The sequence below is a fragment of the Dactylosporangium sp. NPDC049140 genome (assembly GCF_040648435.1).
In genome coordinates, this window is the sequence record NZ_JBEZDS010000029.1 from 48,359 (window position 1) to 73,226 (window position 24,868).

General features: G+C 73.2%; 25 protein-coding genes and 1 pseudogene. 13 read left to right on the top strand and 13 right to left on the bottom strand.

Annotated elements, in window-relative coordinates; all coding sequences use genetic code 11:
* Nucleotides 1–39: 39 nt before the first annotated feature.
* From AB0B76_RS35875 to AB0B76_RS35890, 4 genes are all read right to left on the bottom strand, one after another.
* On the bottom strand, nt 40–1,488 hold the full coding sequence (locus AB0B76_RS35875) for a hypothetical protein (protein WP_360383880.1): 1,449 nt from the start codon (nt 1,486–1,488) through the stop codon (nt 40–42).
* Complete coding sequence (pelF, locus tag AB0B76_RS35880) at nt 1,485–2,936, bottom strand: GT4 family glycosyltransferase PelF (protein ID WP_360383883.1); 1,452 nt, start codon at nt 2,934–2,936, stop codon at nt 1,485–1,487. Before pelF ends, AB0B76_RS35875 begins: the two co-directional genes overlap by 4 nt.
* 11 nt (nt 2,937–2,947) lie before the next feature.
* A complete protein-coding gene (locus tag AB0B76_RS35885; protein ID WP_360383886.1) occupies nt 2,948–5,083 on the bottom strand; it encodes a hypothetical protein in 2,136 nt (711 codons plus the stop codon).
* Nucleotides 5,084–5,554: 471 nt separating this feature from the next.
* Nucleotides 5,555–6,400, bottom strand: coding sequence for a universal stress protein (locus AB0B76_RS35890; protein WP_360383889.1), 846 nt, complete (start codon nt 6,398–6,400; stop codon nt 5,555–5,557).
* Between the two features lie 392 nt (nt 6,401–6,792).
* Between AB0B76_RS35890 and AB0B76_RS35895 the strand changes: the two genes are divergently transcribed.
* Nucleotides 6,793–7,086 (top strand): hypothetical protein, encoded by a 294-nt coding sequence (locus AB0B76_RS35895; RefSeq protein WP_360383891.1) that lies wholly within the window; start codon nt 6,793–6,795, stop codon nt 7,084–7,086.
* A 33-nt stretch (nt 7,087–7,119) separates the two neighbouring features.
* On the opposite strand, the gene AB0B76_RS35900 is transcribed toward AB0B76_RS35895, so the two are convergent.
* Nucleotides 7,120–7,692: a hypothetical protein gene (locus AB0B76_RS35900; protein WP_360383893.1), complete on the bottom strand. Its 573-nt coding sequence runs from the start codon at nt 7,690–7,692 to the stop codon at nt 7,120–7,122.
* A gap of 157 nt (nt 7,693–7,849) precedes the next feature.
* Between AB0B76_RS35900 and AB0B76_RS35905 the strand changes: the two genes are divergently transcribed.
* The 4 genes from AB0B76_RS35905 (at nt 7,850) to AB0B76_RS35920 (ending at nt 10,894) form a co-directional block, all read left to right on the top strand.
* Entirely contained in the window at nt 7,850–8,221 is a 372-nt protein-coding gene (locus AB0B76_RS35905) for a nitroreductase family protein (RefSeq protein WP_360383896.1), read from the top strand.
* 188 nt (nt 8,222–8,409) lie between these two features.
* Nucleotides 8,410–9,225: a nitroreductase family protein gene (locus AB0B76_RS35910; RefSeq protein WP_360383899.1), complete on the top strand. Its 816-nt coding sequence runs from the start codon at nt 8,410–8,412 to the stop codon at nt 9,223–9,225.
* Between the two features lie 216 nt (nt 9,226–9,441).
* Complete coding sequence (locus tag AB0B76_RS35915) at nt 9,442–10,068, top strand: hypothetical protein (protein WP_360383902.1); 627 nt, start codon at nt 9,442–9,444, stop codon at nt 10,066–10,068.
* 85 nt (nt 10,069–10,153) lie between these two features.
* Nucleotides 10,154–10,894, top strand: coding sequence for a VIT family protein (locus AB0B76_RS35920; RefSeq protein ID WP_360383904.1), 741 nt, complete (start codon nt 10,154–10,156; stop codon nt 10,892–10,894).
* A gap of 75 nt (nt 10,895–10,969) precedes the next feature.
* Here AB0B76_RS35920 and AB0B76_RS35925 read toward each other — a convergent pair whose 3' ends face one another.
* Nucleotides 10,970–11,992 (bottom strand): cellulose binding domain-containing protein, encoded by a 1,023-nt coding sequence (locus AB0B76_RS35925; RefSeq protein WP_360384114.1) that lies wholly within the window; start codon nt 11,990–11,992, stop codon nt 10,970–10,972.
* A gap of 254 nt (nt 11,993–12,246) precedes the next feature.
* On the opposite strand from AB0B76_RS35925, the gene AB0B76_RS35930 reads away from it, so the two are divergent.
* Genes AB0B76_RS35930 through AB0B76_RS35940 form a run of 3 tightly spaced genes read left to right on the top strand, consistent with a single transcriptional unit; the run spans nt 12,247 to nt 15,012 of the window.
* Entirely contained in the window at nt 12,247–13,686 is a 1,440-nt protein-coding gene (locus tag AB0B76_RS35930) for a peptide MFS transporter (RefSeq protein WP_360383907.1), read from the top strand.
* A gap of 21 nt (nt 13,687–13,707) precedes the next feature.
* Nucleotides 13,708–14,112, top strand: a complete 405-nt coding sequence (locus AB0B76_RS35935) for a hypothetical protein (protein WP_360383909.1) — start codon at nt 13,708–13,710, stop codon at nt 14,110–14,112.
* A gap of 24 nt (nt 14,113–14,136) precedes the next feature.
* The gene (locus AB0B76_RS35940; protein WP_360383911.1) at nt 14,137–15,012 is read left to right on the top strand and encodes a fructose bisphosphate aldolase; all 876 of its coding nucleotides are present in this window, start codon (nt 14,137–14,139) and stop codon (nt 15,010–15,012) included.
* Here the strand turns inward: AB0B76_RS35940 and AB0B76_RS35945 are convergent.
* Together AB0B76_RS35945 and AB0B76_RS35950 are read right to left on the bottom strand one after the other, a co-directional pair.
* Entirely contained in the window at nt 14,991–15,791 is an 801-nt protein-coding gene (locus AB0B76_RS35945; protein ID WP_360383914.1) for an ATP-binding cassette domain-containing protein, read from the bottom strand. The two genes, AB0B76_RS35940 and AB0B76_RS35945, sit on opposite strands and share 22 nt — an antisense overlap.
* Nucleotides 15,788–16,501 carry an FCD domain-containing protein gene (locus AB0B76_RS35950; RefSeq protein ID WP_360383917.1) on the bottom strand — a complete coding sequence of 238 codons (714 nt, stop codon included), beginning with the start codon at nt 16,499–16,501 and terminating at the stop codon, nt 15,788–15,790. Before AB0B76_RS35950 ends, AB0B76_RS35945 begins: the two co-directional genes overlap by 4 nt.
* A 134-nt stretch (nt 16,502–16,635) precedes the next feature.
* On the opposite strand from AB0B76_RS35950, the gene AB0B76_RS35955 reads away from it, so the two are divergent.
* Nucleotides 16,636–17,028, top strand: a complete 393-nt coding sequence (locus tag AB0B76_RS35955; protein ID WP_360383920.1) for a chromate resistance protein ChrB domain-containing protein — start codon at nt 16,636–16,638, stop codon at nt 17,026–17,028.
* Here the strand turns inward: AB0B76_RS35955 and AB0B76_RS35960 are convergent.
* Together AB0B76_RS35960 and AB0B76_RS35965 are read right to left on the bottom strand one after the other, a co-directional pair.
* Nucleotides 16,928–17,226, bottom strand: a pseudogene (locus AB0B76_RS35960) (GlsB/YeaQ/YmgE family stress response membrane protein). The gene AB0B76_RS35955 and the pseudogene AB0B76_RS35960 sit on opposite strands and share 101 nt — an antisense overlap.
* The gene (locus AB0B76_RS35965; RefSeq protein ID WP_360383923.1) at nt 17,223–18,173 is read right to left on the bottom strand and encodes a helix-turn-helix transcriptional regulator; all 951 of its coding nucleotides are present in this window, start codon (nt 18,171–18,173) and stop codon (nt 17,223–17,225) included. The pseudogene AB0B76_RS35960 and the gene AB0B76_RS35965 overlap by 4 nt, the downstream one beginning before the upstream one ends.
* A gap of 86 nt (nt 18,174–18,259) precedes the next feature.
* On the opposite strand from AB0B76_RS35965, the gene AB0B76_RS35970 reads away from it, so the two are divergent.
* The 3 genes from AB0B76_RS35970 (at nt 18,260) to AB0B76_RS35980 (ending at nt 21,706) form a co-directional block, all read left to right on the top strand.
* Entirely contained in the window at nt 18,260–19,042 is a 783-nt protein-coding gene (locus AB0B76_RS35970; RefSeq protein WP_360383925.1) for an SDR family oxidoreductase, read from the top strand.
* Nucleotides 19,043–19,232: 190 nt separating this feature from the next.
* Complete coding sequence (locus tag AB0B76_RS35975) at nt 19,233–20,279, top strand: hypothetical protein (protein WP_360383928.1); 1,047 nt, start codon at nt 19,233–19,235, stop codon at nt 20,277–20,279.
* 122 nt (nt 20,280–20,401) lie between these two features.
* A complete protein-coding gene (locus AB0B76_RS35980) occupies nt 20,402–21,706 on the top strand; it encodes a helix-turn-helix domain-containing protein (RefSeq protein ID WP_360383931.1) in 1,305 nt (434 codons plus the stop codon).
* 79 nt (nt 21,707–21,785) lie between these two features.
* Here the strand turns inward: AB0B76_RS35980 and AB0B76_RS35985 are convergent, their stop codons facing one another.
* Nucleotides 21,786–22,118 (bottom strand): metalloregulator ArsR/SmtB family transcription factor, encoded by a 333-nt coding sequence (locus AB0B76_RS35985; protein WP_360384117.1) that lies wholly within the window; start codon nt 22,116–22,118, stop codon nt 21,786–21,788.
* 122 nt (nt 22,119–22,240) lie between these two features.
* Entirely contained in the window at nt 22,241–23,092 is an 852-nt protein-coding gene (locus AB0B76_RS35990; protein ID WP_360383933.1) for an MEDS domain-containing protein, read from the bottom strand.
* Between the two features lie 309 nt (nt 23,093–23,401).
* Between AB0B76_RS35990 and AB0B76_RS35995 the strand changes: the two genes are divergently transcribed.
* Entirely contained in the window at nt 23,402–23,704 is a 303-nt protein-coding gene (locus tag AB0B76_RS35995) for a 4Fe-4S binding protein (RefSeq protein WP_360383935.1), read from the top strand.
* A gap of 19 nt (nt 23,705–23,723) precedes the next feature.
* On the opposite strand, the gene AB0B76_RS36000 is transcribed toward AB0B76_RS35995, so the two are convergent.
* Nucleotides 23,724–24,851: a nitroreductase family protein gene (locus tag AB0B76_RS36000; protein WP_360383938.1), complete on the bottom strand. Its 1,128-nt coding sequence runs from the start codon at nt 24,849–24,851 to the stop codon at nt 23,724–23,726.
* Nucleotides 24,852–24,868 lie beyond the last annotated feature (17 nt).

Consider the following 24,868-nt stretch of genomic DNA (forward strand, 5'->3'; position numbering starts at 1 on the left):
CCCAGGCACCGCCCTAAGGCGTCGTCTTGGTGGAAGCCGTCACCGGTACTGCCGCACGCGGCCCAGCGACGGGAGGAGGGCCGCCACGAGCAGCCCGAGCAGCAGCGCGACGCTGCCGAGGAAGGCGGTGTGCGCCAGCAGCGCGGCGGCCAGCGCGACACAGAGCCGCAGGTAGCCGCCGTGCGCCGCCAGGACGAACACGAGCAGGACGGCGCCGGCCAGCAGCACGCTCGCCGCGGCCATCGCCGCCACGGCCGGGGTGAGGCGCCCGGCCCCGCCCAGGGCGGCCAGCACGACCGCCGCGCCGGCCCCGGCGACGAGCGCACACGCGCCGAGGTCCAGCGCCAGCCGCCACCACAGCCGCCACCGGAAGCCCGCCGGCGCCCAGGGGTCGTGCAGCAGCTCCCGGGCCCGCTCGCCGAACCGGCGGGCCCGCCACTCGACGAAGCCCATCGACACCACCAGCGGCACCGTGGCCAGCAGCACGTCGAAGTGGTGCGCGAGCAGCGGTGCCTGGGGCAGCAGGACCAGCGTGGCCAGCAGCGCGGTGGAGAGCACGACCAGCGCGAAGGTGCCCCACCGGCCGCGCATCACCGTGCGCAACCGGCCGGACCCCGACGCGCCGGCGCCGGCCGCGCCGGGCACCTGCAGCGCCCGGCTCAGCGCGACGCCGAAGGTGACCGCGATGCTGACCACCGCGGGCACGATCGCGGCCACCGGCGGCCAGTCCCCGGCGAGCACGAACCCGCCGCCGGCCACGACCGCCGGCGCCATCAGGGTCACCAGCCAGGCCTCGTCGCGGAAGAACAGCAGGATGGTCGCGGCGAGCTGGTACACCGTCACGGCCGGCACGAGCACCGCGGCGATCGGGTCGCCGCTCACCGCCGTGATCGCCGCACCGAGCGCCCCCGCCGCCGCGACCCCGAGCACGCTGCCGCGGGCCAGCAGCCGGCCCGCGGCGGACTCGTCGCCGGCGTTGACGTGCTGGTGCGCCAGCCAGGTCAGGCCACCTGACCACACCCAGCCGAGCAGGCCGGCGGCGACGATCGCGACCACCGGTGGGCGCGGCGCGGCCGTGATGACCGCCGGGAACAGCACGCTCGGCAGCAGGTAGAGCCCGCCGTGCAGCAGCTCCCGCCACCCGCGGCGCCGGGCCCGGCGGCGAGCCGGGGGCTCCTCACGACCGGACAGCCGCCGGTGTACCGCACCGGCGAGCGCGAACACGTCGGCGTAGCCGTAGCCCACCCGGGCGTCGCGGTCGGTGACGCCCTGGGCCTCCAGGAGCGCGGCCACCTGTAATCCGTCCACGAACCCGCCGACGGCGCGGTCGTGCAGCTCCGCGGCGAGCGCGTCGACAGGGTCCACGCCGGTCCCGGGCCGCTCCGGCCGCGGCGCGAGGGACACGATCGGCAGCGCGACCGTGGCCGCCGCCGCCCAGCCGCGGGCGGCCAGGGCCATCGAGCCCGGGCGCGCCCCGACGGCCGTCATCGCAGCGCCGCCGCTGGCCCCCGTGCACCCAGCGCGGTCGGCACGATCAGCCGCTCGTACAGGCTGCGGTACGCGTCCAGCGACTGCGCGAGGGTGAACCGGTCGAGCACCCGCTGCCGGGCCCGGGCCGCCATGTCCCGGCGCAGCGCCGGATCCAGCAGCAGCGTCACGCACGCGTCGGCGACAGCCGCCGGGTCGCGCGGCGCGACCACGAACCCGGTGTCGCCGACCGCCTCCGAGACCCCGCCGACGTTCGTGCACACCATGGTCCGGCCGCACGCCATCGCCTCGATGACCGAGTACGGGAACCCCTCCGAGATGCTCGTGAGCGCCACGACGTTGCCACTGTGGTACGCCGCGACGGCGTCGGGCGCGCTGCCCTCCATCCGGGCCGAGTTCGCCAGGCCCAGGCCCTCGATGAGGGCGCGGCAGCTGTCGCGGTACCGCAGATCGATCGCCGCCCCGTAGATGCGCAGCCGTGCGTCGGGCACCCGCGCACGGACCCGGGCGAAGGCCCGGATCAGCGTGTGCAGGTCCTTGAGCGGGTCGATCCGTCCCACGTAGACGATCGTCGGCTCGTCCGGCTCGGTGCGGGCGCTCGGGAACAGCTCCGGCGAGATCCCGTTGTACATCGTCCACATCCGGTCGGGGTCGGCGCCGTTCTGCAGCTGCCAGCGCCGGTTGTACGCCGAATGCGGCGCCAGGGCGTCGGCGAACTGGTACGCGGCCCCGGCCAGGCCGCGCTGGAAGGCCAGCAGCAGCGCGGCGACGGCGTGCGGCAGCTCCCCGCCGACCTGCTCCAGGTAGCGCTCCCGCAGGTAGACGCCGTGCTCGGAGATGAGCATGGGCGTCTCGTACTCCCACTTCGCCGCCATCGCCACGAGCGTCGAGAGCCCGTTCATCGCGCAGTGCACCACGTCGGCCCGCGGCGGCGGCACGCTCAGCGGCCGCAGCATGTTGCCGATCAGCCCGGTCGCGTGGGCCGCGTCGGCGAGCGTGAGCCGCCCCTTGTCGGCCTCGCCCCACCGGTCCTGCAGCCGGCCCAGCGCCGCGTTGGAGCGCAGCGCGCCCGCCACGTCGCCGCCGTCGGCCGCGTACTCGTACAGCCCCCGCAGCGCCGTCAGGAACCGGCTGCGCTGGACGGCCCCCCGCTGGGGATCCGGCTCCGGCACCGTGACGAGCGCGGCCAGGAACGCGTCCAGCGCCGCGTGGAACATCGTGCGCGTGGCCCGGCCCGGGCGCCGCACCCGGGGCCGGCGGGGCTCGGCGCTCCACAGTGGAATCGCGATCACCCGCTCGAGGTTCGCCGGCAGCTCCCACCGCACCGTCTCGTTGCCGTCGATGGTGAGCGCGATCGCCTCCCACCGGTGCTCGGGCAGGCCGTGCACGAGCTGGTCGCACCAGACGCTCACCCCGCCGAGCGCCTGCGGGTAGGTGCCCTCCGACACCAGCGCCACCCTCATGAGCGCGGGCTCGCCGGGACGGTCACCGCGGTGCTGCCCAGCGTCAGCCGCGAGGAGACCTCCGGGCCGTACGCGGTCGAGCCGGTCCCCGAGGCGCCGCTCACGGTCAGCGAGCCGGCCAGCGGAGCGGTGACCGTGATGGTGCGCGCCGCCGGGTCGTAGACGGCGTCGGCGCCGCCGCGCAGCTCCGCGAAGTGCGCGTTGCGCTGGGTCGCGTACGCGGCCAGGGTCGGCCAGTCCGGGCTGAGCACCGGCACGTTGTAGTAGGCGCTGTACTTGGCCAGTACCCGGTCGAGCCAGTCGGTCAGCAGCGTCTTGCCCGAGCCGTAGTCGTGCAGGTTCGCGATGTGGAAGGTGTGCGTGTACAGCGATCCGGTGGCGAGGTGGGCCAGCGCGACCTCGGCCTCGGCGTCGAGCAGCTGCGCGTAGGTCAGGTTCGTCGGCCAGAACGGGAACTTCCCCGCGGGCCCGTAGAACGAGTTGTAGAACGCGGTCTCCTCGGCCGGGGTCGTGGTGTGGTACGCGATGTTCGTCGGCCAGTCCGGCACCACGGTGATGCTGGGCTCCAGCGGGTGCACCCGGGCGCAGTTGAAGCAGTCGGGCACGTGGCTCGGGAACGACATGTTGCCGTGCACGTACTTCACGCCGAGGTCCTTCGCCGCGGCGAGGAACTGCGGGTTGGAGGCGGCGAGCCCGTGGTCGGTCGGCGGGTCGACGTCGTCGTCCGGGTTGTCGTTGTAGACGCCGAGGCCGGAGTACTCCCCCGTCTTGAGGATCGTGTTGGGCTGCGGCAGGCCGAGCTGGGTGGCGACGGTGCGGTTCCCGGCGATCTCGTTGGTCGTGGTCGCGTAGTCGGTGGTGTTGAGCTCCGGGTGGGTCAGCGTGTGGTTGATCCAGCGGAACTTCGTGGCCAGGCACCGGCTCGTCGCGGTGAGCGTGCTCGCGTTGCCGTTGGGGCTGCACGTCGTGCCGGCGTTGAGGTTCGCGTCGCCGCCGTTGTAGGCGAGGTTCAGGGTGAGACCCGAGGCGAGCGGGTAGGCGGCGCGCAGCGCGACCTGGCGCTGGTTGGCGTTGTACGCCTCGTGGCCGGTCATCGCCCAGCCCGGGTCGGATTCGACGTGCCCGTCCGGGTAGTAGTGGTCCGCGGTGTTGAACCAGTCGTCGACGTCGACATCGAGGAAGTGCCGCTGCTCGCCGAGGAACAGCCCGCGGCTGGCCCAGCGGAACATCCCGTACGTGAGCAGGTATGACTGCGTGAGGTACTGGTTGGAGGTGAAGGTGAGGGCGAGGCGCTCCCGCCCGTCCGTGGACGTGGTCCGCACGCCGAGCACGTCGGCGCCGTTGACGAGCACCGGGTCGGCGGCGCAACCGGCGGTGACGCGGGTGCGGTACACGTACGACTGCAGGATCGGGACCTTGGCGGTCGACTTGAGCGCATCGAACACGCCCGCGCCGGCCGTGGTCAGCGACGCCGGCAGGATCGCGTCGCCGATGGAGGCCTCACTGGACGCGGACAGGCAGTAGTCCTCGGGGTAGGTGCCGTAGCTGGTGTAAAGCGTGGCCTGGCGCACGGCGTAGTCGCGCTCGTAGGCCCACAGGGTGTTCCACTCGGTGCCGTCGAGTCCGCTGACGTAGGCGCCGCCGCTGTCGTACAGCAGCATGCTGCTCGTGAGCAGGATCGCGTTGTACTTGCCGGCGCCGTCGGGCCTGGTCAGGGTGGCCGCGGTGAGCGGCTGGTTCCTGGTCAGCAGCACGTCGTACGCGGCGCCGACGCGATCGAGGGTCGAGCGCCAGGTGTCGATGCCCCAGTCGGCCGCGTCGACGCCGACGACGAGCGCGCGCAGCCCGACCTTGGCGGCCGCCGGCGCCGCGAGCGTCGACGGTCCGGCCAAGGTGGCCTGAGCCTTCGGGCGCACGGAGAGGTCACGCTTCAGCGGTACCGAACCCTTGACCTTGGGCAGCGGCGCGCCGGGCTGCGCGGCCTTGCGGGTTCCCGGGTCGCCGAGGATGACGGCGTGATCTTGACCGGCCTTGGTGGGAGCGCGCGGCGGTGCGGCGGCGGCCCCCTGGACGGTGCCGAGCATGAGTACGGTGCTGACGGCGGCGGCGGTGAACAACTTGAGCAGGCCCATGGAAACTCCGGTTCGAACTGGCCGTGCGGGCGAAAAAAAGGGCGCACGAGGCCAAGGCCGGACAGCGCGACGGCGTGCCGGCGGCGAGGTTTTGTGGAACGTGCCGATGTTACGAGCGCGAAACTCTGCGCAGAGCCGGACACAGCATGACTTCGGGGGTGGCCTTCGCCCCCCTGCGGGTGGCGCTCGCCCGCGCCCCGGGGTGGCCCCGCCCACGCCTCGGGTGACCGGAAAGCGGTCGTCCGGACGGCCAGGCCGGGGATCGTCCGGATGCAGCCACTCGACGGATGCCGGCCGCCGGTGCGGGGCGCGTTCAATGGGCTGGGGTCGTCGTGGCAGCAGGTGGCGCCAACCGGACGCCATCGCCCTCCGCAGCACGGCTGCCGCCGCGGCGACCCGATCAGCCCCGGCACGCCGCCATCCGGGCTCGACCCGTATGGACGGCGCCGCACCGTTGCGCGTCCCGCCGGATCAGGCGAGACGCCGCTGCGGTCGGAGCACGGCGACCGGGCACCGCCCCAGCTGCAGGGCGAACCGGGTGACCGAGCCCAGAATCAGCTCGCCGGCGCCGATGTGCGACCGGGCGCCGAGCACGAGCATCGACGCGTCCGCAGTCGCCTGGATGAGCTGCTCGCCGGCGTGGGCGGCGAGCACCGTGCGGTGCTCGACCGGCACGTCCGGGTACTTCACCGACCACCCGGCCAACGCCTCGGCCAGCACGCGGTAGGCCTCGTCACGCGCGGTGACGATGTCGTAGTCGAACGGGTCGACACCCGACAGCGCGACATCGGCCACAACGGGCCAGACGTACACCCCCACCAGCGGGACGCCGCGCATCGTCGCCTCCTCGAAGGCGAACGCCGCCGCTTCGGGTGCCAGCAGCCAGCCGTCGACGCCGAGGACCACCGGGCCGCCGGGGCGGCGCGCGGTCCGGGCGACGAGGACCGGAGCGTCGGCGTGGGCGGCCACCCGCTCACCGATGCCGGCCGTTCCACCGGCCCCGGCGACGACCAGCGCCGCGCCGTGGGAGCGGTCGATCAACGCGCCGCCCGGCTCCCCGGCGACCAGCTCCGTCCGGACGGTCACGTGCGGATGTGACTTCCGGACGCCCCCCGCGGTCTCCGCCAGCCACCGCCGCGCCGCTGCGCGCGGCACGCATCCGGCGGCGCGCCGTACCTCGTCGGGCTCGGGGCGGTATGCGGCCAGCAGGTCCAGCGGCCGACGCCGCAGGGCCGCCTCGGCAACGGCGAGCCGGACCGCGGCGGCGGCAGCACACGCACGGTCGACGGGCACGACGACGGTTCCATCGATGCGCATTGGGCACCTCCTCGGAGCGGGCCTACGGTCAACGCTCCCCCGCCCGCCACGGCGGCGGTCGGGCCGAACGTCCGGCCGATACCAAGTCTCCAGCCCCGTCCTCACGGGACCCTCGGCCTTCCAACGCAGCGGTTCGATGCGCGAACGTGGCCGGCAGAGCCGACTCGCCGCCACGAGCGCCCTTCGCCCGCACGTCCCGGGCCGAGCCGGCGCACGCCACCCGACGCACGGTCGAGGCCGTCGTACAGCACGCGCCCTGCCCGATGGCCGTCGTCCACCTCGCAACGCTCCTGACGGGACAGGTCGTTCGGCCCTGACCATCGCGACCAGCGGCCGATAGCGTCGGCTATGGAGGCGGAAGCCCGCCACAGGATTGCCAGGAGGTGGTTCGGATGGCGGCCACGATGATCGTCGGCGCGCTCGTCGCCGGCATCTACGCGGCGCTGATCGCCATGCACGTCGCCGCGATCCGCCACGACCGGGCCGCCGCGACGGCGGACCGCCCGCAGGTGGCCCGTTGGTTGGCGGCCACCGGAGAACGGCGGCGGGCCCGCCTGGAAAGCAACGCCGTCCTGCGCCGTATCGACGGCGAGCTCGATCGCGCCGGCTACCGCGAGGCCATGGCGGTGCTCGCGGCGCAGGACGCGATCGAGCGTCCGCTCGAGGTTCCCAAATCGCTGTTGTGAGGCGCCGACGGCCGAGGTGTCGTCGCTCGTGCCTCATCGCCTCGCCTGATTTTGGAGTGATTCCACCCCGGACGGCACATCAAACCGCCCGGACCGGGCAGCCGCTGCGGCGCGAACGTCTTGTAGCCGGCCGTCGATGGTGGCGATGACGGCGTCGACCGCCGAAGGAGGATTGCAATGCACACGGCCCTGCTCCGGGCGGCCCGGGACGCACGGCTCGCCCCGTCGATCCTGAACACCCAGCCCTGGCGTTGGCGGACCGGCGGCGACGTGCTGGAGCTGCATGCCGACCCCGCCCGCCAGCTGCCGCATCTCGACCCGGACGGGCGTCTCATGATTCTCAGCTGCGGCGCCGCGCTGCATCACGCGCGCGTGGCGCTGGACGCCGCGGGCTACGGGCCGCGGGTCGACCGGCTCCCCGACGCCGGGCGGCCGATGTTGCTGGCCCGCGTCGGCATCGAACGGGCACGCCCCGCGACGGGCGACATCCTGACGGCCTACGGCACCATGCGACTGCGCCGCACCGACCGGCGCCCGTTCGCGGCCGACGCGCCCGTCCCGGCCCCGGCCCTGGCCCGGATGCGGGCCGCCGCCGAGGCCGAGCACGCCCCACCTGTACGTTCTGCCGTCCCCGGACGTCGAGTACCTGCGCTACGCCGCCCAGGGCGCACACACGATCGGCGCCCACGACATCGGGGCGGCCGCGGAGCTGCACCGGTGGACCCACCGCGGCGCCGCCCCGGACGGGGTGCCACCCGCTACCGTGGTGCCCGACACCGCGCGGCCGGTGCCGCTGCGCGACTTCGGCCTCGGCGATGCGGCGGCCCTGCCGCCCGGCCCGGGCGACGATGCCGGCGCCGAGTACCTCGTCGTCGCCACCGGCGGCGATGAGCCGCTGGACTGGCTCGCCGCGGGCGAGGCCACGAGCGCGGCCTGGCTGGCCGCCACCGCCGAAGGGCTCGCCGCCTCGCCGATGAGCGACGTCGTGGAGATACCCGGCGCCCGCGCACTGATCCGCAGCCTGTTGCCGGCGCCGACGCACCCGCAGCTCGTCCTGCGCGTGGGTGTGGCGCAGGCATCGGCTCCGCCCTCGAGCCCCCGCCGGCCCGCCGCCGGCATCGTCACCGACGGCTGACGACCCGGCACGGCCGGGGCCGGCCCGGCCGATCATCCGGCCGATGCGCCCGGAAACTCCGTCCGGCACCGCTCACCACCGGCGCCCGGGCCGTTGCGGCCACCGGGCTCCGTGGCAACCGAAAATCGCCCTGGGTGATTTCTCGCGAACCAGCACATGGAGCCGTCCGGACCGGGCAGCCGCGAACGATGCACACGGCCCTGCTCGATGCGGCGAGGGACGCCCGGCTCGCCCCGTCGATCCTCAACACCAAGCCGTGGCGCTGGGAGACCGTCGGCTCCGCGCTCGAGCTGCACGCCGACCCCGCCCGCCGGCTGCCGCACCTCGACCCGCACGGCCAGCTGATGACCCTCAGCTGCGGCGCGGCGCTGCACCACGCCCGCCTGGCGCTGGCCGCCGCCGGCTACGAGCCCGTGGTCGAGCGTCGGCCCGACGCCGACCACCCGACGCTGCTGGCCCGCATCGGCCTCGGCGAGGAGCGCCCGGCGGGGCGCGAGTGCCTGGAGACGTACCGCTGCCTGCCCTTGCGCCGCACCGACCGCCGCCCGTTCCCGCCCGGCGCCCGCGTACCGGACGCCACCCTGACCCGCCTGCGCGCCGCCGCCGAGGCCGAAGGCGCCCACCTGTACGTCCTCGCGCGCGAAGACGTCGCCTATCTGCGGTACGCCGCCCAGGGCGCGCACACCCTCGGCGCCCACGACGCCGAGATCGCCGCCGAGCTCGAGCGCTGGGCCGGCGCCGCCCGCCCCGCCCCGCTGCGCGACGCCGGCTCCGGCGCCGAGTACCTGGTCGTCGCCACTGACGCCGACGGCCCGGACGACTGGCTCAAAGCGGGCGAGGCGACGAGCGCGGTCTGGCTGACCGCGACCGCCTGCGGGCTGGCCGCCTCACCCCTGAGCGAGGTGGTCGAGGTGCCGGGCGCCCGCAAGCTGATCCGCAGCCTGCTGCACCCCCCGCGCGAGCCCCAGCTGGTCCTGCGCGTGGGCGTGGCCGCGCCGCACTGACCGGCCTACCGGCGCGGCCACTTACGGAGGGTGACGACCGGCGCGGACGGCGCCCCTGCCGGCCGCCTGTCCACGAGCACCACCCCGCCGGGGCTGGTCGACGAGCGCGAGCACACCCCGGTCGAAGCCGCCTTGCCGGCCGGAACCGGCGGTGGCCGGCCACTCCGGCTCGGGCACGAAGTCGCCGCAGTGGCGGAAGCCGCTAACCTGCCGCGCATGGACTACCGCGTGGGTGACGTGCTGCACATCTCGTGTCCGTTCACGGCCACCGTCGTCAGCGGCGTCGACCGGACGCACGTATTCGTCCGCTGGCCCTGGTGGCGGATCGATCCCGACGCGGACGGCATCCGGTGGAACGGGGACGTCGCGCTGGCTCGCGACGACCCGGATGAGCTGTACGCGACCGACCCGCCGGCGCGGCGCATCGCGCCCGGGGACAGCTGCCGCGTCGGCATCCCACCCCGAGTCGTCCACGTCGCCGAGATCTACGAGCACGACCCGCCGCAGGAGACCGGGTGGCTGCCCCGGCCGACTCGGGAGCTGCTGATCATGCCGATCGACACGACCATCGACCCGGACGACGACATCCCGTTCGTGCTTGAGCTCGTTTTCCGCCCGTACGCATTCCTCAGGCTCGGCGACGATGTAGCCGATGCCGACGGACGCGCATGGCGGTTCGACGGGCCGTGGACCTGGTTTGCCTACGACGGGGTGGACGGCGTCCCGGCCTGGCCGCTCACCCTCCTGGCGGGCGACACGGCCGCCGAAGCCGTGAGCGCGGCGACCGCGAGCGGCTCGCACGAGTCCGAGACGACCCGCTGGCACGAGGCCCGGCGGGGGTAGGTGGTGCGGGCAAGCACAGCCTTGCCTTCGTTGCGGAGCAAGGGTTTGCGGCCGTACCGTCGCCTCAAGGGGTGGGTGATCGGCGATGAGTGAACAGACACTGGACCGGACGGTCGCGGCGGCCGCGCACACCGGTGAGCCGCACGGCGGCGGGCACTCCGGGCGGGCGAACTGGCTGCGCGCCGGGGTCCTCGGTGCCAACGACGGCATCGTGTCCACCGCGGCGCTCGTCGTCGGCGTGGCCGGCGCGACCACGTCCACCATGGCGATCCTCGCGGCCGGGACGGCCGGGGTCGTGGCCGGCGCGGTGTCGATGGCGCTGGGCGAGTACGTCTCGGTGAGCACCCAGCGCGACACCGAGCGCTCGCTGCTCGCCCACGAGCGGCGCGAGCTCGAGGAGTTTCCCGAGCAGGAGCTCGAGGAGCTGACCACGCTGTACCGCGCGAAGGGTCTCTCCGAGGCGACCGCGCGGCTCGTGGCGCAGGAGCTGACCGCGAAGGACGCGTTCGCCGCGCACGCGGAGGCCGAGCTGCACATCGACCCCGAGGCGCTCACCGACCCCTGGCAGGCGGCCGGGGCGTCGGCGGTCTCGTTCACCATCGGGGCGCTGCTCCCGCTGCTGGCGATGGTCCTGCCGCCGCCGGGCAGCCGGATCGCGGTCACCGTGGTGGCCGTGGTGCTGGCGCTGGCGGTGACCGGCGCGGTGAGCGCGCGGCTGGGCTCGGCCGCGGTCGGGCGGGCCGTCTCCCGGCTGGTGGCCGGCGGCCTGCTCGCGATGGCCGTCACCTACGGCATCGGGCAGCTGGTCGGCACCGCCCTGGGCTGACGAACGGCAGTGCTGAAAACGGCGGTGCCGGCCCCGACGCGTGAGCGGGGCCGGCACCTTTTTCCGGGGGTGCGGTTATGCGGTGGTGCAGCTCACCGACGTCGGCCCACTGCCGCTGGCGGTGAAGCCGTAGGTCGTCGAGGCGCCCGCCCCGAGCGAGCCGTTGTACGTCTCGTTGCGCACGGTGACCGGCGAGGTCGACGTGACCCGGCCGTTCCACAGTGAGCTGATCGAGGCGCTGCCGCCGGACCAGACGGTGTTCCAGCCCGAGATCGCGGCCGAGCCGGAGTTGCGCACGGTCACCTCGCCCTGGAAGCCGCCCGACCAGCTGTTGATGGTGCGGTAGGTCGCGGTGCAGCCTCCCGTCCCACCGCCGGGAGGAGGCGTCGTGGTACCGCCGCCGCCGCCGTTGATCGTGGCGGAGAACGCGGTGACCGCGAGGCCCTGACCGCCGATCCACGGCTCGAAGCCGGCCTGGATGCTGGTCAGGTACCACGCCGTGGTGGCCTTGCCGCGGGAGATGACGTCGTTGATGAACGCCTTGACGTCGAAGTTCCAGCTGCTCATCGCCGACGGCGCGACGTACGAGACCACGTCGTTGCCGCCGTTGTTGCCCTGCCAGACCGTCCACGAACGCCCGGCGACGCTCGCCGAGCCGACCTGGCTGCCGACCGGCTGGATCGAGCCCTGCCGGTTGAACCAGATCATGATCTCGGTCGCGTTGACGCCGTCCTTCTTGGCCGTCGGGTCGAGCCAGATGTCGTACGCGGCGTCATACGTCGCGCCGTTGATGAAGTTGTACGAGATGCTGGTCTGCGCCGAGCTGATCGCGCTGATCTGCATCGGCAGGTTGGTGCCCGGCGAGCAGTTCGTGTAGTGGCAGCCGACGTAGATGGCGGGGTACGAGGCCGGCGCCCCGTTCGTCGGCTTGTTCGCGTTGATCTGCGAGATCGCGAAGCCGGTACTGGTCACGTTGATGCACTGGGTCGCACTGTTGCCCCAGTTGTTGTTCATGACCACGTACTTGCCGCCGATGGTGGTGGAGCCGTACTGCTCACAGATCTGGGTGTCGGCACCGGCCGGCGATGCGGGCCCCATCACCGCCACCAGGCCGCCGACGACGAACAAGCCGGCCGCCGCGACTGCGCGCAGCGTTCTGCTCATGTGTTGCCTCCTTGCATCGGTGGAGCGAGCGGGAGCGCTCTCCTGAACGCGGACGCTAGGCAACCGCGCGCACCCGGGCGACCCGGAGGCGTGACATTTCAGTATTGTCGCTGCTCAATGGGTCCAAGCGACGGTGAAACGTACACGTGCTTGATTCGCCCCGTCCGTCCTGGGTAGGGGCGACGGGTATGACGGGGCGACGCACGTTCTTCGGGCAGCCGCGGCTGCTCGCGCACCTGTTCGGCGTCGAGCTGTGGGAACGGTTCTCGTTCTACGGCATGCAGGGAATCCTGCTGATCTACCTGTACTACTCGGCCGAGCGCGGCGGGCTCGGCATCGACCAGGACACCGCCACGAGCATCGTCGGCGCGTACGGCGGCGCCGTGTACCTGTCCACGATCCTCGGCGGCTGGGTGGCCGACCGGTTGCTGGGCCCGGAGCGGGTGCTCTTCGCCAGCGCCGTGCTCGTCATGGCCGGGCACATCAGCCTCGCCGTGCTGCCCGGGCTCGCCGGCGTCGCCGTCGGCCTGGTCCTGATCGCCGTGGGCAGCGGCGGCGTGAAGGCCAACGCGACCTCGCTCGTCGGCTCGCTGTACGCCGAGGACGACCCGCGCCGCGACGCCGGGTTCTCGCTGTTCTACCTCGGCGTCAACCTGGGTGCCCTGGCCGGTCCGCTGCTGACCGGCCTGCTGCAGCAGGAGGCCGGCTTCCACTGGGGCTTCGGCCTCGCCGCCGCGGGCATGGCGGTCGGGCTCGCGCAGTACACGGTCGGCCGCCGCCACCTGACCGGCCCGGCCCGCGAGGTGCCGAACCCGCTCCCGGCCCGCCGCCGGCCGCTCGTCGCCGCCGTGGCCGCGGCGGCGGTACTGCTGATCATCGCCGTCGTCGCCTTCGGGCTGCTGCCGGCCGACCGCCTCGCGACCGTCGTGGTGGCGCTCAGCGCCGTCGCGGCCGCGGCCTACTTCGTCGTCATCCTCACCAGCCGGGCCGTCACCGGCATCGAGCGCCGCCGCATGCTGGGCTTCATCCCGATGTTCCTGGCCAGCGCCGTGTTCTGGTCGCTGTACCAGCAGCAGTTCACGGTCGTCACCATCTACTCCGACCAGCGTCTCGACCGCACCATCCTGGGCTGGGAGATGCCGGTGTCCTGGGTCCAGTCGATCAACCCGGTGTTCATCATCGTGCTGTCGGGCGCGTTCGCCGCCCTGTGGACCCGGCTCGGCGACCGCCAGCCGTCGACCCCGGTCAAGTTCGCCGCGGGTACCGCGCTCATGGGCGTGGCGTTCCTGCTGTTCCTGCCGCTGGCCGGGGGCGGGCCGAACAGCGCGCCGCTGCTCGCCCTGGCCGGGATCCTCCTGGTGTTCACGGTCGCCGAGCTGCTGCTCTCCCCCGTCGGGCTCTCCCTGGCCACCAAGGTCGCCCCCGCCGCGTTCCGCACCCAGACGGTCGCACTGTTCTTCCTGTCCGTGGCCCTGGGTACCGCCGCCTCCGGAGTCCTCGCGCACTACTACAGCACCGAGCACGAGGCGTGGTACTTCGGCATCCTCGGCGCCACCGCCCTGCTCTTCGGGGCCGTGCTGGCCGCGTTCACCCCGCTGGTGCGCCGGCTGCTCAGCGGCGTGCGCTGAAAACCGTGCCACAATTACCCAATGGGCACCGTCAATGCGCTGGGAGCGGTGCCGCTGCTCGTGGCGCTGGCCCTGACCGGTGCGTGCAACAGCCGGGCCGCCCCGCCGCCGGTGCCCAGCGCGGCCCCGTCGCCGGCCGCGCCGAGGCTGCGCCCGGGCACCCGGGTCGAGCTGACCGCGGCGGTGATCCGCGTGTTCGGGCCGCACGCGTTCCTGGTCGCCGACGCGGACCTGCCGCCGGCCGGTCAGCTCGTCGTGTCGGACGCGCCGGTGACGGTGGAGGTACCCGACCTCGTGACCCTCACCGGCCGGGTCGAGCAGCTCGACCGGGCCGCACTGCAGCGCTACGGCGCGGAGGACCCGACCGGCGTGGCCATCGTGGCCGCGTCGGTGCACGGGTATCCCGCCGAGTCCCCGACGCCCTAGGCGCGTCCGTGCCAGGATCGGGGAATGGACGAGCAGCAGCGGGCGAAGATCGCATCGGGCCGCGGGTTCGTCGCCGCGCTGGACCAGAGCGGCGGCAGCACCCCGAAGGCGCTGGAGCACTACGGGGTGACGGAGTCGCAGTACGCGACCGACGCCGAGATGTTCGACCTCATGCACGAGTTCCGGTCGCGGATCATCACCTCGCCCGCGTTCACCGGTGAACGCATCCTCGCCGCGATCCTGTTCGAGCAGACCATGGACCGCGACGTGGCCGGCCTCGCCACCCCGGCGTACCTCTGGCAGCACAAACAGATCGTGCCGTTCGTCAAGGTCGACGAGGGCCTCGCCGAGGAACGCGACGGCGTGCGGCTCATGAAGCCGTTCACGAAGCTCGACGACCTGCTCGCGCGGGCCGCCGGCCGCGGCGTCTTCGGCACCAAGATGCGCTCGGTGATCACCGGCGCCGCCCCGGCCGCGATCGGCGCCGTACTCGACCAGCAGTTCGGCTACGCGGAGCGGATCCTCGACGCCGGCCTCGTGCCGATCGTCGAGCCCGAGGTCGACATCCACAGCCCCGACAAGGCCGCGGCCGAGCAGGTGCTGCGCCGGGGCATCCTGGAACGCCTGGGCCGGCGGCCGGTCATGCTCAAGCTGACCATCCCGGACGAGGACGACTTCTACGCGGAGCTGATCGGCCATCCGCAGGTGCTGCGGGTGGTCGCCCTCTCCGGCGGGTACTCCCAGGAGGAGGCCGACGAGCGCCTCGCCCGCAACCACGGCCTGATCGCCAGCTTCTCGCGGGCGCTGACCGAGGGCCTGCGGCGCGACCAGTCCGACGACGACTTCAACGGCGCGCTCGACCGCTCGATCGCGGCGATCTACCGGGCGTCGACCACGTAGCGGCGGGCCGTCCGGGCGCTCCACCGGCCGTCGCGGTGCTCGACGTCGATCTCGTGCCGGAACGCCCGGGTGATGTTCGCGCTGGTCAGCACGTCCAGCGCGGGGCCCGCGGCGACCACCCGGCCCTCGGCCAGGATCAGCGCGTGGGTCGTGGTCTCCGGCAGCTCCTCCAGGTGGTGCGTGACGAGCACCGAGGTCAGCCCGGGGTGCGTCCGCGGCAGCAGGGCGATCGTGTCCAGCAGCTGCTCGCGCGCGGCCACGTCGAGCCCGGTCGACGGCTCGTCGAGCAGCAGCAGGCGCGGCTCCGAGACGAGGGCACGGGCGATCAGCGTGCGCCCGCGCTCGCCCTGCGACAGCGTCGGCCAACGGTCCGCGACGCGCGGAGTGAGCCCGAGCAGGTCGATCAGGTCGTGCGCGCGGGCCCGTTCGGCCGCGGTCGGTTCCCAGCGGTTGGGCGTTTCGACGGTACCCGTAATGCCGGTCAGCACCACCTCTCCCACGGTGAGCGGCGAGCGCAGCGGGTGCCGGGGGTTCACGTGCCCGATGGACCGCCGCAGCCGCTGCAGCTCGACCCGGCCGAGCTCGTGGCCGAGGACGTGGACGGTGCCGGTGGTCGGGTGGGTGACGGCGCCGCAGAAGCCGAGCACCGTGCTCTTGCCGGCGCCGTTGGGCCCGAGCATCGCCCAGTGCTCGCCGGCTTCCACGTCGAAGCCGACGCCGTGCAGGATCTCCTTGCCCTCGCGCCGGAACGTGACCTCGCGCAGCCGCAGGACGCTCACATGTACTCCTTCACGCCGTCGATCAGCCCGTACGACGCGGCGACGGCGCCTTCTGCGTCCCCGGTTCGGATGGCCCGCACGATCGCCGCGTGGGCGTCGCGCACGTCCGGGTCCTCGGGAAAGACCGCGGTGTCCTCAATGGACTGATGGATGACGCCCTCGACCGCGTCGAAGAGCCGCAGCAGCAACGGATTGCCGCTCGCGACCACGACACCACGGTGGAACGCGGCATCGGCGGCGACGTACCCGGCCCGGTCCCGCGCCTCGTGCGCCGCCGCCCGGGCCGCGAGGGCGTCCTCGAGCGCGGCCACCGCATCGGACTTGGCTTGCCGGGCGGCGAGCCGGGCCGCGGCCACCGCATCGGACTTGGCTTGCCGGGCGGCGAGCCGGGCCGCGGCCGCCTCGAGTCCGGCGCGCGCGTCGAGGACCACGGTCAGCCCGGCCGCGACCTCGTCGCGCACGAGCACGCCGGTGATCTCGTCGGTGGCGCGCACGTAGGTGCCGTCGCCGATGCGCGGCTCGAGCAGCCCGGTGGTGCTGAGCGCCCGCAGCGCCTCCCGCACCGTCCCGCGGCTGACCCCGAGCTCCCCGGCGAGCTGGTGCTCCCCGGGAATCCTCGCCCCGACGGCCCACTCGCCCCGCCGGATGAGCTCACGGAACCGCTCGGTCACCTGCAACACGAGCGGCGCCTGCCGCACAAGATCGCGCACCCGGCGAGGCTACAACAAATGTCCGACATTTGCACAGCACACCGTCGGGTCATGCCGGTAGCCGGACCCCTCAAGCCGGGTCGTTCGGGGGCGGCAGCCGACAGGCCGACCGGCCGAAGCCGCCGGAGCCGGCCATGAGGTGGGCCACCCGCGCCGGCGTACACGTCGACCGCGTCGCCTGCGCCTGGCTCATCCGCCGCCACATCGACCCCGACGCCCAGTTCCACTTCGTCGACCCGGGCCAGACCACCCCCGACGACGCCACCGCCTTCGACATGCGCGGCGCCGAACTCGGCCACCACGACGGCGACTGCAGCCTCGAGACCATCCTGCGCCGCTACGAGCTGACCGACCCCGTCCTGTGGAAGCTCGCCGAACTCATCCACGAGGCCGACCTCGGCGTCATCCTCCGCGGCCTGTCCATGCTCAACGACGACCAGGAAATGCTCCGCGTCGGCCGCGCGATCCTCGACGGACTCCACGAGTACCACCGCCGCCGGCTCCTCCTCGGCCGCGAACCCGCCTGATGATCTCGAGCCAGTCCACGCCCGACGTGTCGGCCCAGCCCGCGGCGCGGGCGATCGCGGTGCCGATGAGGGCGGCGACGATACCGATGACGATGGTCAGCCAGATCGGGATGTTCTGCTTGCCGGGCACGACCAGGCGCTCGAGCGCGCCGATGATCAGGCCACAATGAGTGCGGAGATGATGCCGCCGACGGTCATGTCGTACCTCCAAAGCGGCGGACCGTTCCGCTCACCACGGACGATTCCCGACGCGGCGCGCCACCGAACACCGCCACCGAAGGCCGCATCGAAGGGATCGGCTCGTCCGCCGCCGCGCCGGCGCCGAGGACGTTCAGCAGTGCCAGGGCCTCGGCGTCCCGGGACCCCGGCGGCGCGCTGTAGAGCACCAGGTGCTGGTCGCGGTCCGTGAGCGTCAGCGCGTCGCAGTCGACGGTGATCTCCCCCACGACCGGGTGCCGGAACGTCTTGCGCAGCATCGGCTCGGCCTGCACGTCGTGGCGCGCCCAGAGCCGGGCGAACTCGGGGCTGCCGGCACGCAGGTCGGCGACGAGGGCGGTCACGGCGGGGTCGGACGGGTACCGGGCGAGGGTCGAGCGGAGCTCGGCGACGACGTGCCCGCGGAACTGGGTGGCGTCGGAGACCCCGTACAGCGGCGTCCCGCCGGGCGCCGGTCCCAGGAACGCCCGGCGCGCGAGGTTGCGCTCCGGCGGGGCGAGCGCGGCGAAGTCCTCCATGAGCGCGGCCGCGAGGTCGTTCCAGGCCAGCACCTCGAAGGCGGCCGACGTCACGAACGCGGCCGTCTGCGGCAGCCGTTCCAGCAGCGCCAGGATGCTCGGGCGGACGTCGCGCCGGTGGCGTCCGGTGCGGCTCGGCGCCGTACCGGCGAGGACGTGGAGGTGATCCGACTCGGCCTCCGTGAGCCGTAGCGCGCCGGCTATCCCGGCGAGCACCTCGCCCGACGGGCGCGGGGCCCGGCCCTGCTCGAGCCGCACGTAGTACTCCGTGGAGATGTGCGCGAGGACCGCCACCTCCTCGCGGCGCAGGCCCGGCGTCCGGCGCCGCGGGCCCGACGGGAGGCCGGCCTCCTCCGGGCGGACCCGCTCGCGCCGGCTCCGGAGAAACGCGCCCAGCTCCTGTTTGTCCATACCTCGAGTGTGCCCGCCGCGCGGCGGTGGAGCCTGGTACCGGCTGTACCTGCCTCCGGCCGGCGAACCGCGCTGACATGGTCGTCATGCGCAACGACATCGACATCGCACCCATCGGCCTGCTCACCGGCAAGGTCGTGTTCATCACCGGCGCCAGCCGCGGCATCGGGGCGGCCGCGGCCCGGCTCTTCGCACGTGAAGGGGCGGCGGTCGTGCTCGCCGCCCGCGGTACCGACGCCCTCCAGCAGATCGCCGCCGAGATCCGCGCCGCCGGGGGCGTCGCGGATGCCGTGCCGCTGGACCTCGCGGACCGGGCGAGCATCCGCGCCGCCGTCGACCGCGTCGAGGAACTGCACGGCCGGCTCGACGGGGCGTTCAACAACGGCGCGGCGATCCAGGCGCCCGGCCCGCTCGACACGACGAGCGACGAGGACGTCGAGCACCAGTTCGCGGTGAACTTCCGGGCCCACTGGACCGCGATGACGGCCGAGGCGGCGCTCATGCGCCGGGGCGCCGGCGGGGCCATCGTCAACACCTCGAGCATCGGCAGCCGCCGCGCGAACCCGGACCTTCCCGCGTACGGGGCGATGAAGCGCGCGCTCAACAGCATCACCGAGACCGCCGCCGTGACCTGGGGCAAGCACGGGGTCCGGGTGAACGGCATAACCCCCGGCGGTACCGCGACGGAGATGATCGACGCGTGGGAGGCGGCGTCCCCGGGCGTCGTCGCGCGGATCAACGCCAGCATCCCGCTCGGCCGGATGGCGGAGCCGCGCGAGGTCGCCGAGGTGGCCGCGTGGCTGCTCAGCGATCGGGCCTCGATGGTGAACGGCGCGATCGTGCCGGTGGACGGGGGCGCCGGCGCCTGACGGGAAGGCGGCGGGACTGTCCCGTGCGGCGTCCCAGGGACACCGTTGCGCCGCTGGTCACGGCCGGGGTGTCGTCCCAGCGTCCCAACTTCGGGGTGATCCGTTGTGCCCGTACCGGCGGTGCTGCCACGGTACTCACCGCGGTCGATGGAGATCCCGTCGGCCACCGGAGTACACGAGGGGACTACGGGTGACACGAGAAGTATCCCGGCGGCGCTGGGCGCGCCGTGCCGTACCGCTGGCCGTGGGCGCGCTGCTCGCCGGCGTCGTGCCGAGCCTGGCGCTGCAGAGCTCGGCCTACGCCGACCCGGGCTGCGGCAGCCAGCCGGTGGCGAACAACGACGACGGCTACATCGTGCTCGGCGAGGCGGCCCCGCTGCACAAGGCGCCGTACAACGCGTGCGGCGTGTTCCAGACGGTCGCGGCCAACACCAAGATCTGGACCTGGTGCACGATCGAGAACGACTACGGCAACACGTGGATCTGGGGGCGCATCGACGGCACCCAGACCCAGGGCTGGATGTACATCGAGCACGCCAAGGAGGTCCAGGAGGTCCCCACCGTCGACGACGGCTGGTGCCCCGGTGAGGCCCCGGCGGACCCGGCCGCGATCGACGGGACCGACCGGATCGTCGAGCAGGCGCCGCCCGTCGACGCCGACGACGCGCTGCCGCCGACCGTCTTCGACCCGGCGACCGACGTCGACGCCACGGTGCCGCCGGTCGGCGGGGCCGAGAAGGGCACCGAGCCGGCCGCCGACTACGTGGCCCCCGAGGGTGTGGAGGACGTTCCCGCGGCGGCCGCGCTCGCCTCGTCCATGTACGGCAAGCCGATCAAGCGCGACAAGGTGATCGCACGGGCCAAGAACTGGTACAGCCGTAACGTGCAGTACAGCCAGACCTCGTACACCTGGGACGTCAACCACGGCAAGACGTTCCGCCAGGACTGCTCGGGCTTCGTGTCGATGTCGTGGGGGCTGACCTCCAGCCGCACCACGCGGAACCTGGACGGGGTGTCGCACCGGATCAACTGGTCGAGCCTCAAGAAGGGCGACATGGTGCTGCGCAGCGGCCACCACGTGCAGCTGTTCGAGAAGTGGGCCAACAGCGCGCACACCCGGTTCTGGCTCTACGAGGAGGGCAACCCCAGCTCGGACATGAACCACTTCAAGCTCTACGTCAGCACCGCGAAGGCGAACGGCTACAAGCCCTGGCGGTACAACAAGATCCGCGACTAGTACCCGGCCCCGGCCCCGGACCGTCATCGATGGTTCGGGGCCGTTCCGCGTTCGCGACGGGGCAGTGCATATCGACCGAATCAGCTACATTGCTCGCCTGGGCTCACGCACGGGGACACGCGATGACAGACGACGAGGTCAGTGAACTAGCCAGACGACTGAGGGATCTCAAGGAGCGCGCCGGACGCAGCTTCACCGGCCTGGCCGGCCGGGCCGCACTAAGCCGGTCCAGCGTGCACCGGTACTGCTCCGGGGCCGCGGTGCCGCCCGACTTCGAGACCGTGAGCCGGCTGGCGCGGGCCTGCGGCGCCGACCGCGACGAGCTGCTGGAGCTACACCGCCTGTGGGTGCTGGCCAGCACGGCGAAGCCCGTGAAGGCGGCACCCCCCGAGCCCGGGCCCGCTCTTGCCGAGCCCGGGCCCGCTCTTGCCGAGCCCGGGCACGCTCTTGCCGAGGCCGTGACCGCCGAGGCCGTGACCGCCGAGCGCGCGACCGCCGAGCCCGCGCCGCCGATCGTCCGCCGCCGCCGATGGCGCCGCTACCGGCCGGACCTGGCCGTCGTCGCGATCGTCGCCCTGCTCGGCCTCCTCGCGCTGAACGTGCTCACCGGGGTCGGATGGCCCGGCGGACCCGACGCCGAGCTGAAGGCCGGCACCTCCCAGCCGAGCCTCTTCGCCGCGACCTGCACTTCGATGATCCGCCCGGGCGAGCACGGCGAATGCGTCCGGCAGGTGCAGGCCCTGCTGACCGAGAGCGGCACCACGCTCACCGTCGACGGCAACTTCGGCGTCGAGACCCTGCGCCGCGTGGCGGCGTTCCAGGTGCTCGCCGGGCTCCCGGCGACCGGCCGCGTCGACAACGCCACCAAGCGGGCGCTGGTCGCCGGCCGCGTCTCCATGCGCACCTGGTCCGCCGACCGGGTGGAGCGGCGCATCCGCGAGGTGTTCCGCTCCGCCGGGGTCGGGGACGAGGCCGTGTACGTCGCCCGCTGTCATTCGCGCCTGGACGCCTTGTGGGTCAGCCTGCAGTCCGACGGCAGCCGCGGCTGGGGCGCGTTCGACCTGACCGACGACGTGCTCGGCCGGTACGACGGCACCCGGCAGGTCGCGCTCGACCCGGAGTGGAACATCCAGGCGGCGCACTGGATCTGGGCCGAGCACCGCGACTTCCGGGAGTGGCCGGCGTGCGGGGGGCCGTCAGCCGGCCCGCGGGCCGCGGTCAAGGACCAGGTCACCGACTCCGCGCCGCGGCGGGCGAAGACCCGGTGGTCGCGAACCACACAGACGTCTCCCCCGGCTCGGGGCGGTCCCAGTTCGTCTCGAGGTCAAGCACGGGCCGCCGCTCGTCCACCGGCACCGGCCGCGGGGAGCCACTCTCGCTCGTGTAACGCTCGGCCCAGCCCCGCTCGAGCCACGTGTCCAGGCTGAGCCGCACCTTGTCGCGCGCGTCGTAGGGGTTCGGCGCTGCGCAGCAGCTCCAGCTCGATCGGGTCCGGCATCGCCGCGTCTACTCGGCGCCCGCCCGCAGCTCCACGAGCAGGCCGTCACGGTCCTTGAGCACGGAGCCGAGGATCCGTCGTCCGGCGGCGAGGAGGTCGGCGACGTGCGGGGTGCTCAGCTGGTACATCACCAGGGACCCGTCCCGGTAGGACGTCACCATCCCGGCGCGCCGGAGGACCGCCAGCTGCTGCGACAGGTTGGACGCCTCGATCTCGATCTCGGCGAGGAGGTCGCGCACCGGTCGCGGGCCGTTCTGCAGCAGTTCCAGCACGCGGATCCGCACCGGATGGCCGAGTGTGCGAAACATCTCCGCCTTCGCCTGATACAGCGGCACCGACATCGTTGGATCCACCTCCGCCCCACCGTCCCGGCAAGATTAGCAGTTGGTTGACTTCGGGCACGTATCCGCCAACTTGCCCGGACGGGTGCGGCATCATCCGGTGATCCGACCAAACGACTATCTCAACCCTCCGCGCGGTAACGGAGGTTGACCTCGGCCGGCCCACCCAGAAGGTCGAACATCGACACGAGCTGGGGCGAGCAGATCACGGTGCAGCCAGCCGGCACCACGGCGGCGGCGTTGATCAGCAGCCGAGCGGTAAATGCGTCGGCGAACTGCAGCGCCGTGGCGTCCACTGTCATCGGGCGCGCCGCGGCGATGCAGTCGTCACGAAGATCGGCGAGGCAGGCACCGATCGCCAGGCGGTTGGACAGGTCGCATTCTCCGGTCATGCGCAGCGACAGGCCGTTGCGCCGGATTCGCAGCAACGGCCCGGGTTCGGTGGACGGCCGGGCGCGCACAGTGCCCGGGTGCGCCATGGCGAGCGGCCGTAGTTGTTCATGGTTGAACAGGCGAGTGTCGTACTGGCATACCGCCATCGCGGAGCCGCCGGTGATGACGCGGTTGACGACCGCCTCGTACCGGGCCAACCGATCGAGACTGATGCCTGTCGTGACCGCCCAGGACATGTCGGCGATCGCCTGCAGGCCGGCATAGCCCTCGGCGCAAGCACGGGCGCTTTCGCTGTTCCATTGCTGGACAGTCGCGTCCACTCCGAAACCGCGGGTGAAGTAGTAGTCAGCAGGCTTCGTGATTGCCAGTTGACCGCTGCGGAGTGCGGGTCCGGGCTCGATGCCACATCGACGAAGGTCGGAAACCGCCGTCTGCGGCGAGGCCGGACACCAGACGACCTTGCGGCGGGCGCCGAGACCCATTTGCACGAGCTCGGCCGCGACCGCGCGTCTCACCGCTTCGCTGTCGAATTGCCAGCAGACATGGTCGCCGAGCTCGAGGCGGCCGACAACATGGGACATCAACGAAACACCTCCCGCGACGGCTTTCCGTGTTCTGTCCAGTTGCATAATTTCGCAACCGGCAATGCGCGCACAAGATAATGTCCCACTCGAACGGGTGATCTGCGGTGCCGGCAAATCGAATCCAGCGTCGCCCTTCACGCACATGACGTCGCCGGCTCATGAGGAGCTTGGTCTCGACACCTGGCGCCGCGAACCGAGCACGGTGGTCCGCCCGTAGACCTTTGTCCCGCGCATCGGGTCGGCCTGTTCCCGGTCTGGGAGGGCGAGCACGGATCGATCACCGCGACCACGACGATCCGCCACCGCGTGCCGGTCACCGACTACCTGCGGCCGCAGAACCGCCGCAGCCCGCGCCGCCTACTGGTCACCGGGTCTGGTCGTCGGGACCGGCCCCTGCGGCCTGACCGCGGCCTACCACCCGCCCGGCTCGGACACGCGGTGACCGTCCGCGACGCCGGCGCCGCGGCCGGCATGTGCCCGGATAACGCCGTGATCAAGCTCGGGCCCGGGGACCGCTACCGGATCGATCTGGACTACTGCAAGGGCTGCGGGATCTGCGCCGCGGAGTGCCCCGTCGGCGCCATCGACATGGTCCGGGAGGACCCTTGATCCTAAGTCTCGCCGTGTTTCAGGTGACCAGGACGTCGCCGAGCGGGCGCCGCGGGGTGGCGGCGCCGACGCGGCGGGTGTAGCCGAGCCGCACGATCGCCTGCGGCACCCAGCCGGTTGCGGGATCGGTGAGGCGCCGGCGCAGCTGGGGGATCTCCAGCGGCTGCGTGAGCAGGTTCGACGCGACCCCGCGCGCCGTGGCGGTCAGCAGGACGCGCTGGAGCGCCTGCCCGGCCTGCAGCCAATGCCTCGGCGTGTCGCCGCCGGTGTAGACCATGGCGATCGTCGGCCGGCCCTCGAAGTCGAGCCGCGGGCGCCGCGCGCCCGGACGGACCAGCCCGAAATCGCGCATCGGCAGCGCGTCGTCCGCGCTGCGGGGCCCCATCGCGGGGCCCGGGACGCCGTCCCGGCGATCGGGCGTCTCCAGCGTCCACTCCGCCAGCTCCCGGCGGTAGTCCGAATCGGGGCGCCACCGTTGCTCGGCCTCCTGCGCCAGGCCGAGCACCCGCACCCGGGCGCCCGGGCCGGCCACCCGGAGGATCGCCCCCTCCACGGCCGCCGCGGCGACCAGTTCCTCCAGCACGCCGCTCGGCACGGCCAGGTCACTGAACGGCCACCGGTTGCTGCGCCGCCGGGGGATCGCCCGCGCCAGCGCCCGCACCGTCGGCGAAACCGGGCCGCGCGGTCCCGCTGACACCCGCGCCACCAGGAACTCCGCGGAGGGTGCGGGCAGCAGCCGCAGCAGGGGCGTCCGGCCGCGGTACGCCACGGCCACCCGCAGGTTCAGCAGCGCGGCGGCCACGCTGATCCACATCTCGCGGCCGGTCGGGTCCAGCACCGCCAGCCGGCGCTTCGGGTCCGCGTGCACGTCGATCCCGGCCCGGTGCGCACGGAAGAGCCACGGCTGGCTGTTGTGCAGCGACGGCGCCGCGGTCGCGAGGGCCAGGCAGTCACCGAGTGCGGAACCGGGCTCGGGGACCCGCGGACGCGCGGTCACCGGCTCCCGGCCCGGCCAGTCGCTCACCAGCACGACACACCTCCGCCCCGCCACCCGCACGGGCGGCTCGGAGATCACCATGTCCCGCCGGCGGCGGCTGCGGCAGAGTCCTCCGGCCCAGGCCACGTGCCGTTCGTCCCGTTCGTCCACCCCGGGTGCGGTGCAAG

What these genes read in the sequence shown, in the direction of transcription:
- AB0B76_RS35955 (WP_360383920.1), top strand. Translation starts at nt 16,636, where the DNA reads ATGAGGTGGGCCACCCGCGCCGGCGTACACGTCGACCGCGTCGCCTGC.
- AB0B76_RS35930 (WP_360383907.1), top strand. Translation starts at nt 12,247, where the DNA reads ATGACGGGGCGACGCACGTTCTTCGGGCAGCCGCGGCTGCTCGCGCAC.
- AB0B76_RS35885 (WP_360383886.1), bottom strand. Translation starts at nt 5,083, where the DNA reads ATGGGCCTGCTCAAGTTGTTCACCGCCGCCGCCGTCAGCACCGTACTC.
- AB0B76_RS35920 (WP_360383904.1), top strand. Translation starts at nt 10,154, where the DNA reads ATGAGTGAACAGACACTGGACCGGACGGTCGCGGCGGCCGCGCACACC.
- AB0B76_RS35890 (WP_360383889.1), bottom strand. Translation starts at nt 6,400, where the DNA reads ATGCGCATCGATGGAACCGTCGTCGTGCCCGTCGACCGTGCGTGTGCT.
- AB0B76_RS35925 (WP_360384114.1), bottom strand. Translation starts at nt 11,992, where the DNA reads ATGGGGCCCGCATCGCCGGCCGGTGCCGACACCCAGATCTGTGAGCAG.
- AB0B76_RS35910 (WP_360383899.1), top strand. Translation starts at nt 8,410, where the DNA reads ATGCACACGGCCCTGCTCGATGCGGCGAGGGACGCCCGGCTCGCCCCG.
- AB0B76_RS35985 (WP_360384117.1), bottom strand. Translation starts at nt 22,118, where the DNA reads ATGTCGGTGCCGCTGTATCAGGCGAAGGCGGAGATGTTTCGCACACTC.
- AB0B76_RS35970 (WP_360383925.1), top strand. Translation starts at nt 18,260, where the DNA reads ATGCGCAACGACATCGACATCGCACCCATCGGCCTGCTCACCGGCAAG.
- AB0B76_RS35940 (WP_360383911.1), top strand. Translation starts at nt 14,137, where the DNA reads ATGGACGAGCAGCAGCGGGCGAAGATCGCATCGGGCCGCGGGTTCGTC.
- AB0B76_RS35915 (WP_360383902.1), top strand. Translation starts at nt 9,442, where the DNA reads ATGGACTACCGCGTGGGTGACGTGCTGCACATCTCGTGTCCGTTCACG.
- AB0B76_RS35875 (WP_360383880.1), bottom strand. Translation starts at nt 1,488, where the DNA reads ATGACGGCCGTCGGGGCGCGCCCGGGCTCGATGGCCCTGGCCGCCCGC.
- AB0B76_RS35980 (WP_360383931.1), top strand. Translation starts at nt 20,402, where the DNA reads ATGACAGACGACGAGGTCAGTGAACTAGCCAGACGACTGAGGGATCTC.
- AB0B76_RS35935 (WP_360383909.1), top strand. Translation starts at nt 13,708, where the DNA reads ATGGGCACCGTCAATGCGCTGGGAGCGGTGCCGCTGCTCGTGGCGCTG.
- AB0B76_RS35965 (WP_360383923.1), bottom strand. Translation starts at nt 18,173, where the DNA reads ATGGACAAACAGGAGCTGGGCGCGTTTCTCCGGAGCCGGCGCGAGCGG.
- AB0B76_RS35990 (WP_360383933.1), bottom strand. Translation starts at nt 23,092, where the DNA reads ATGTCCCATGTTGTCGGCCGCCTCGAGCTCGGCGACCATGTCTGCTGG.
- AB0B76_RS35895 (WP_360383891.1), top strand. Translation starts at nt 6,793, where the DNA reads ATGGCGGCCACGATGATCGTCGGCGCGCTCGTCGCCGGCATCTACGCG.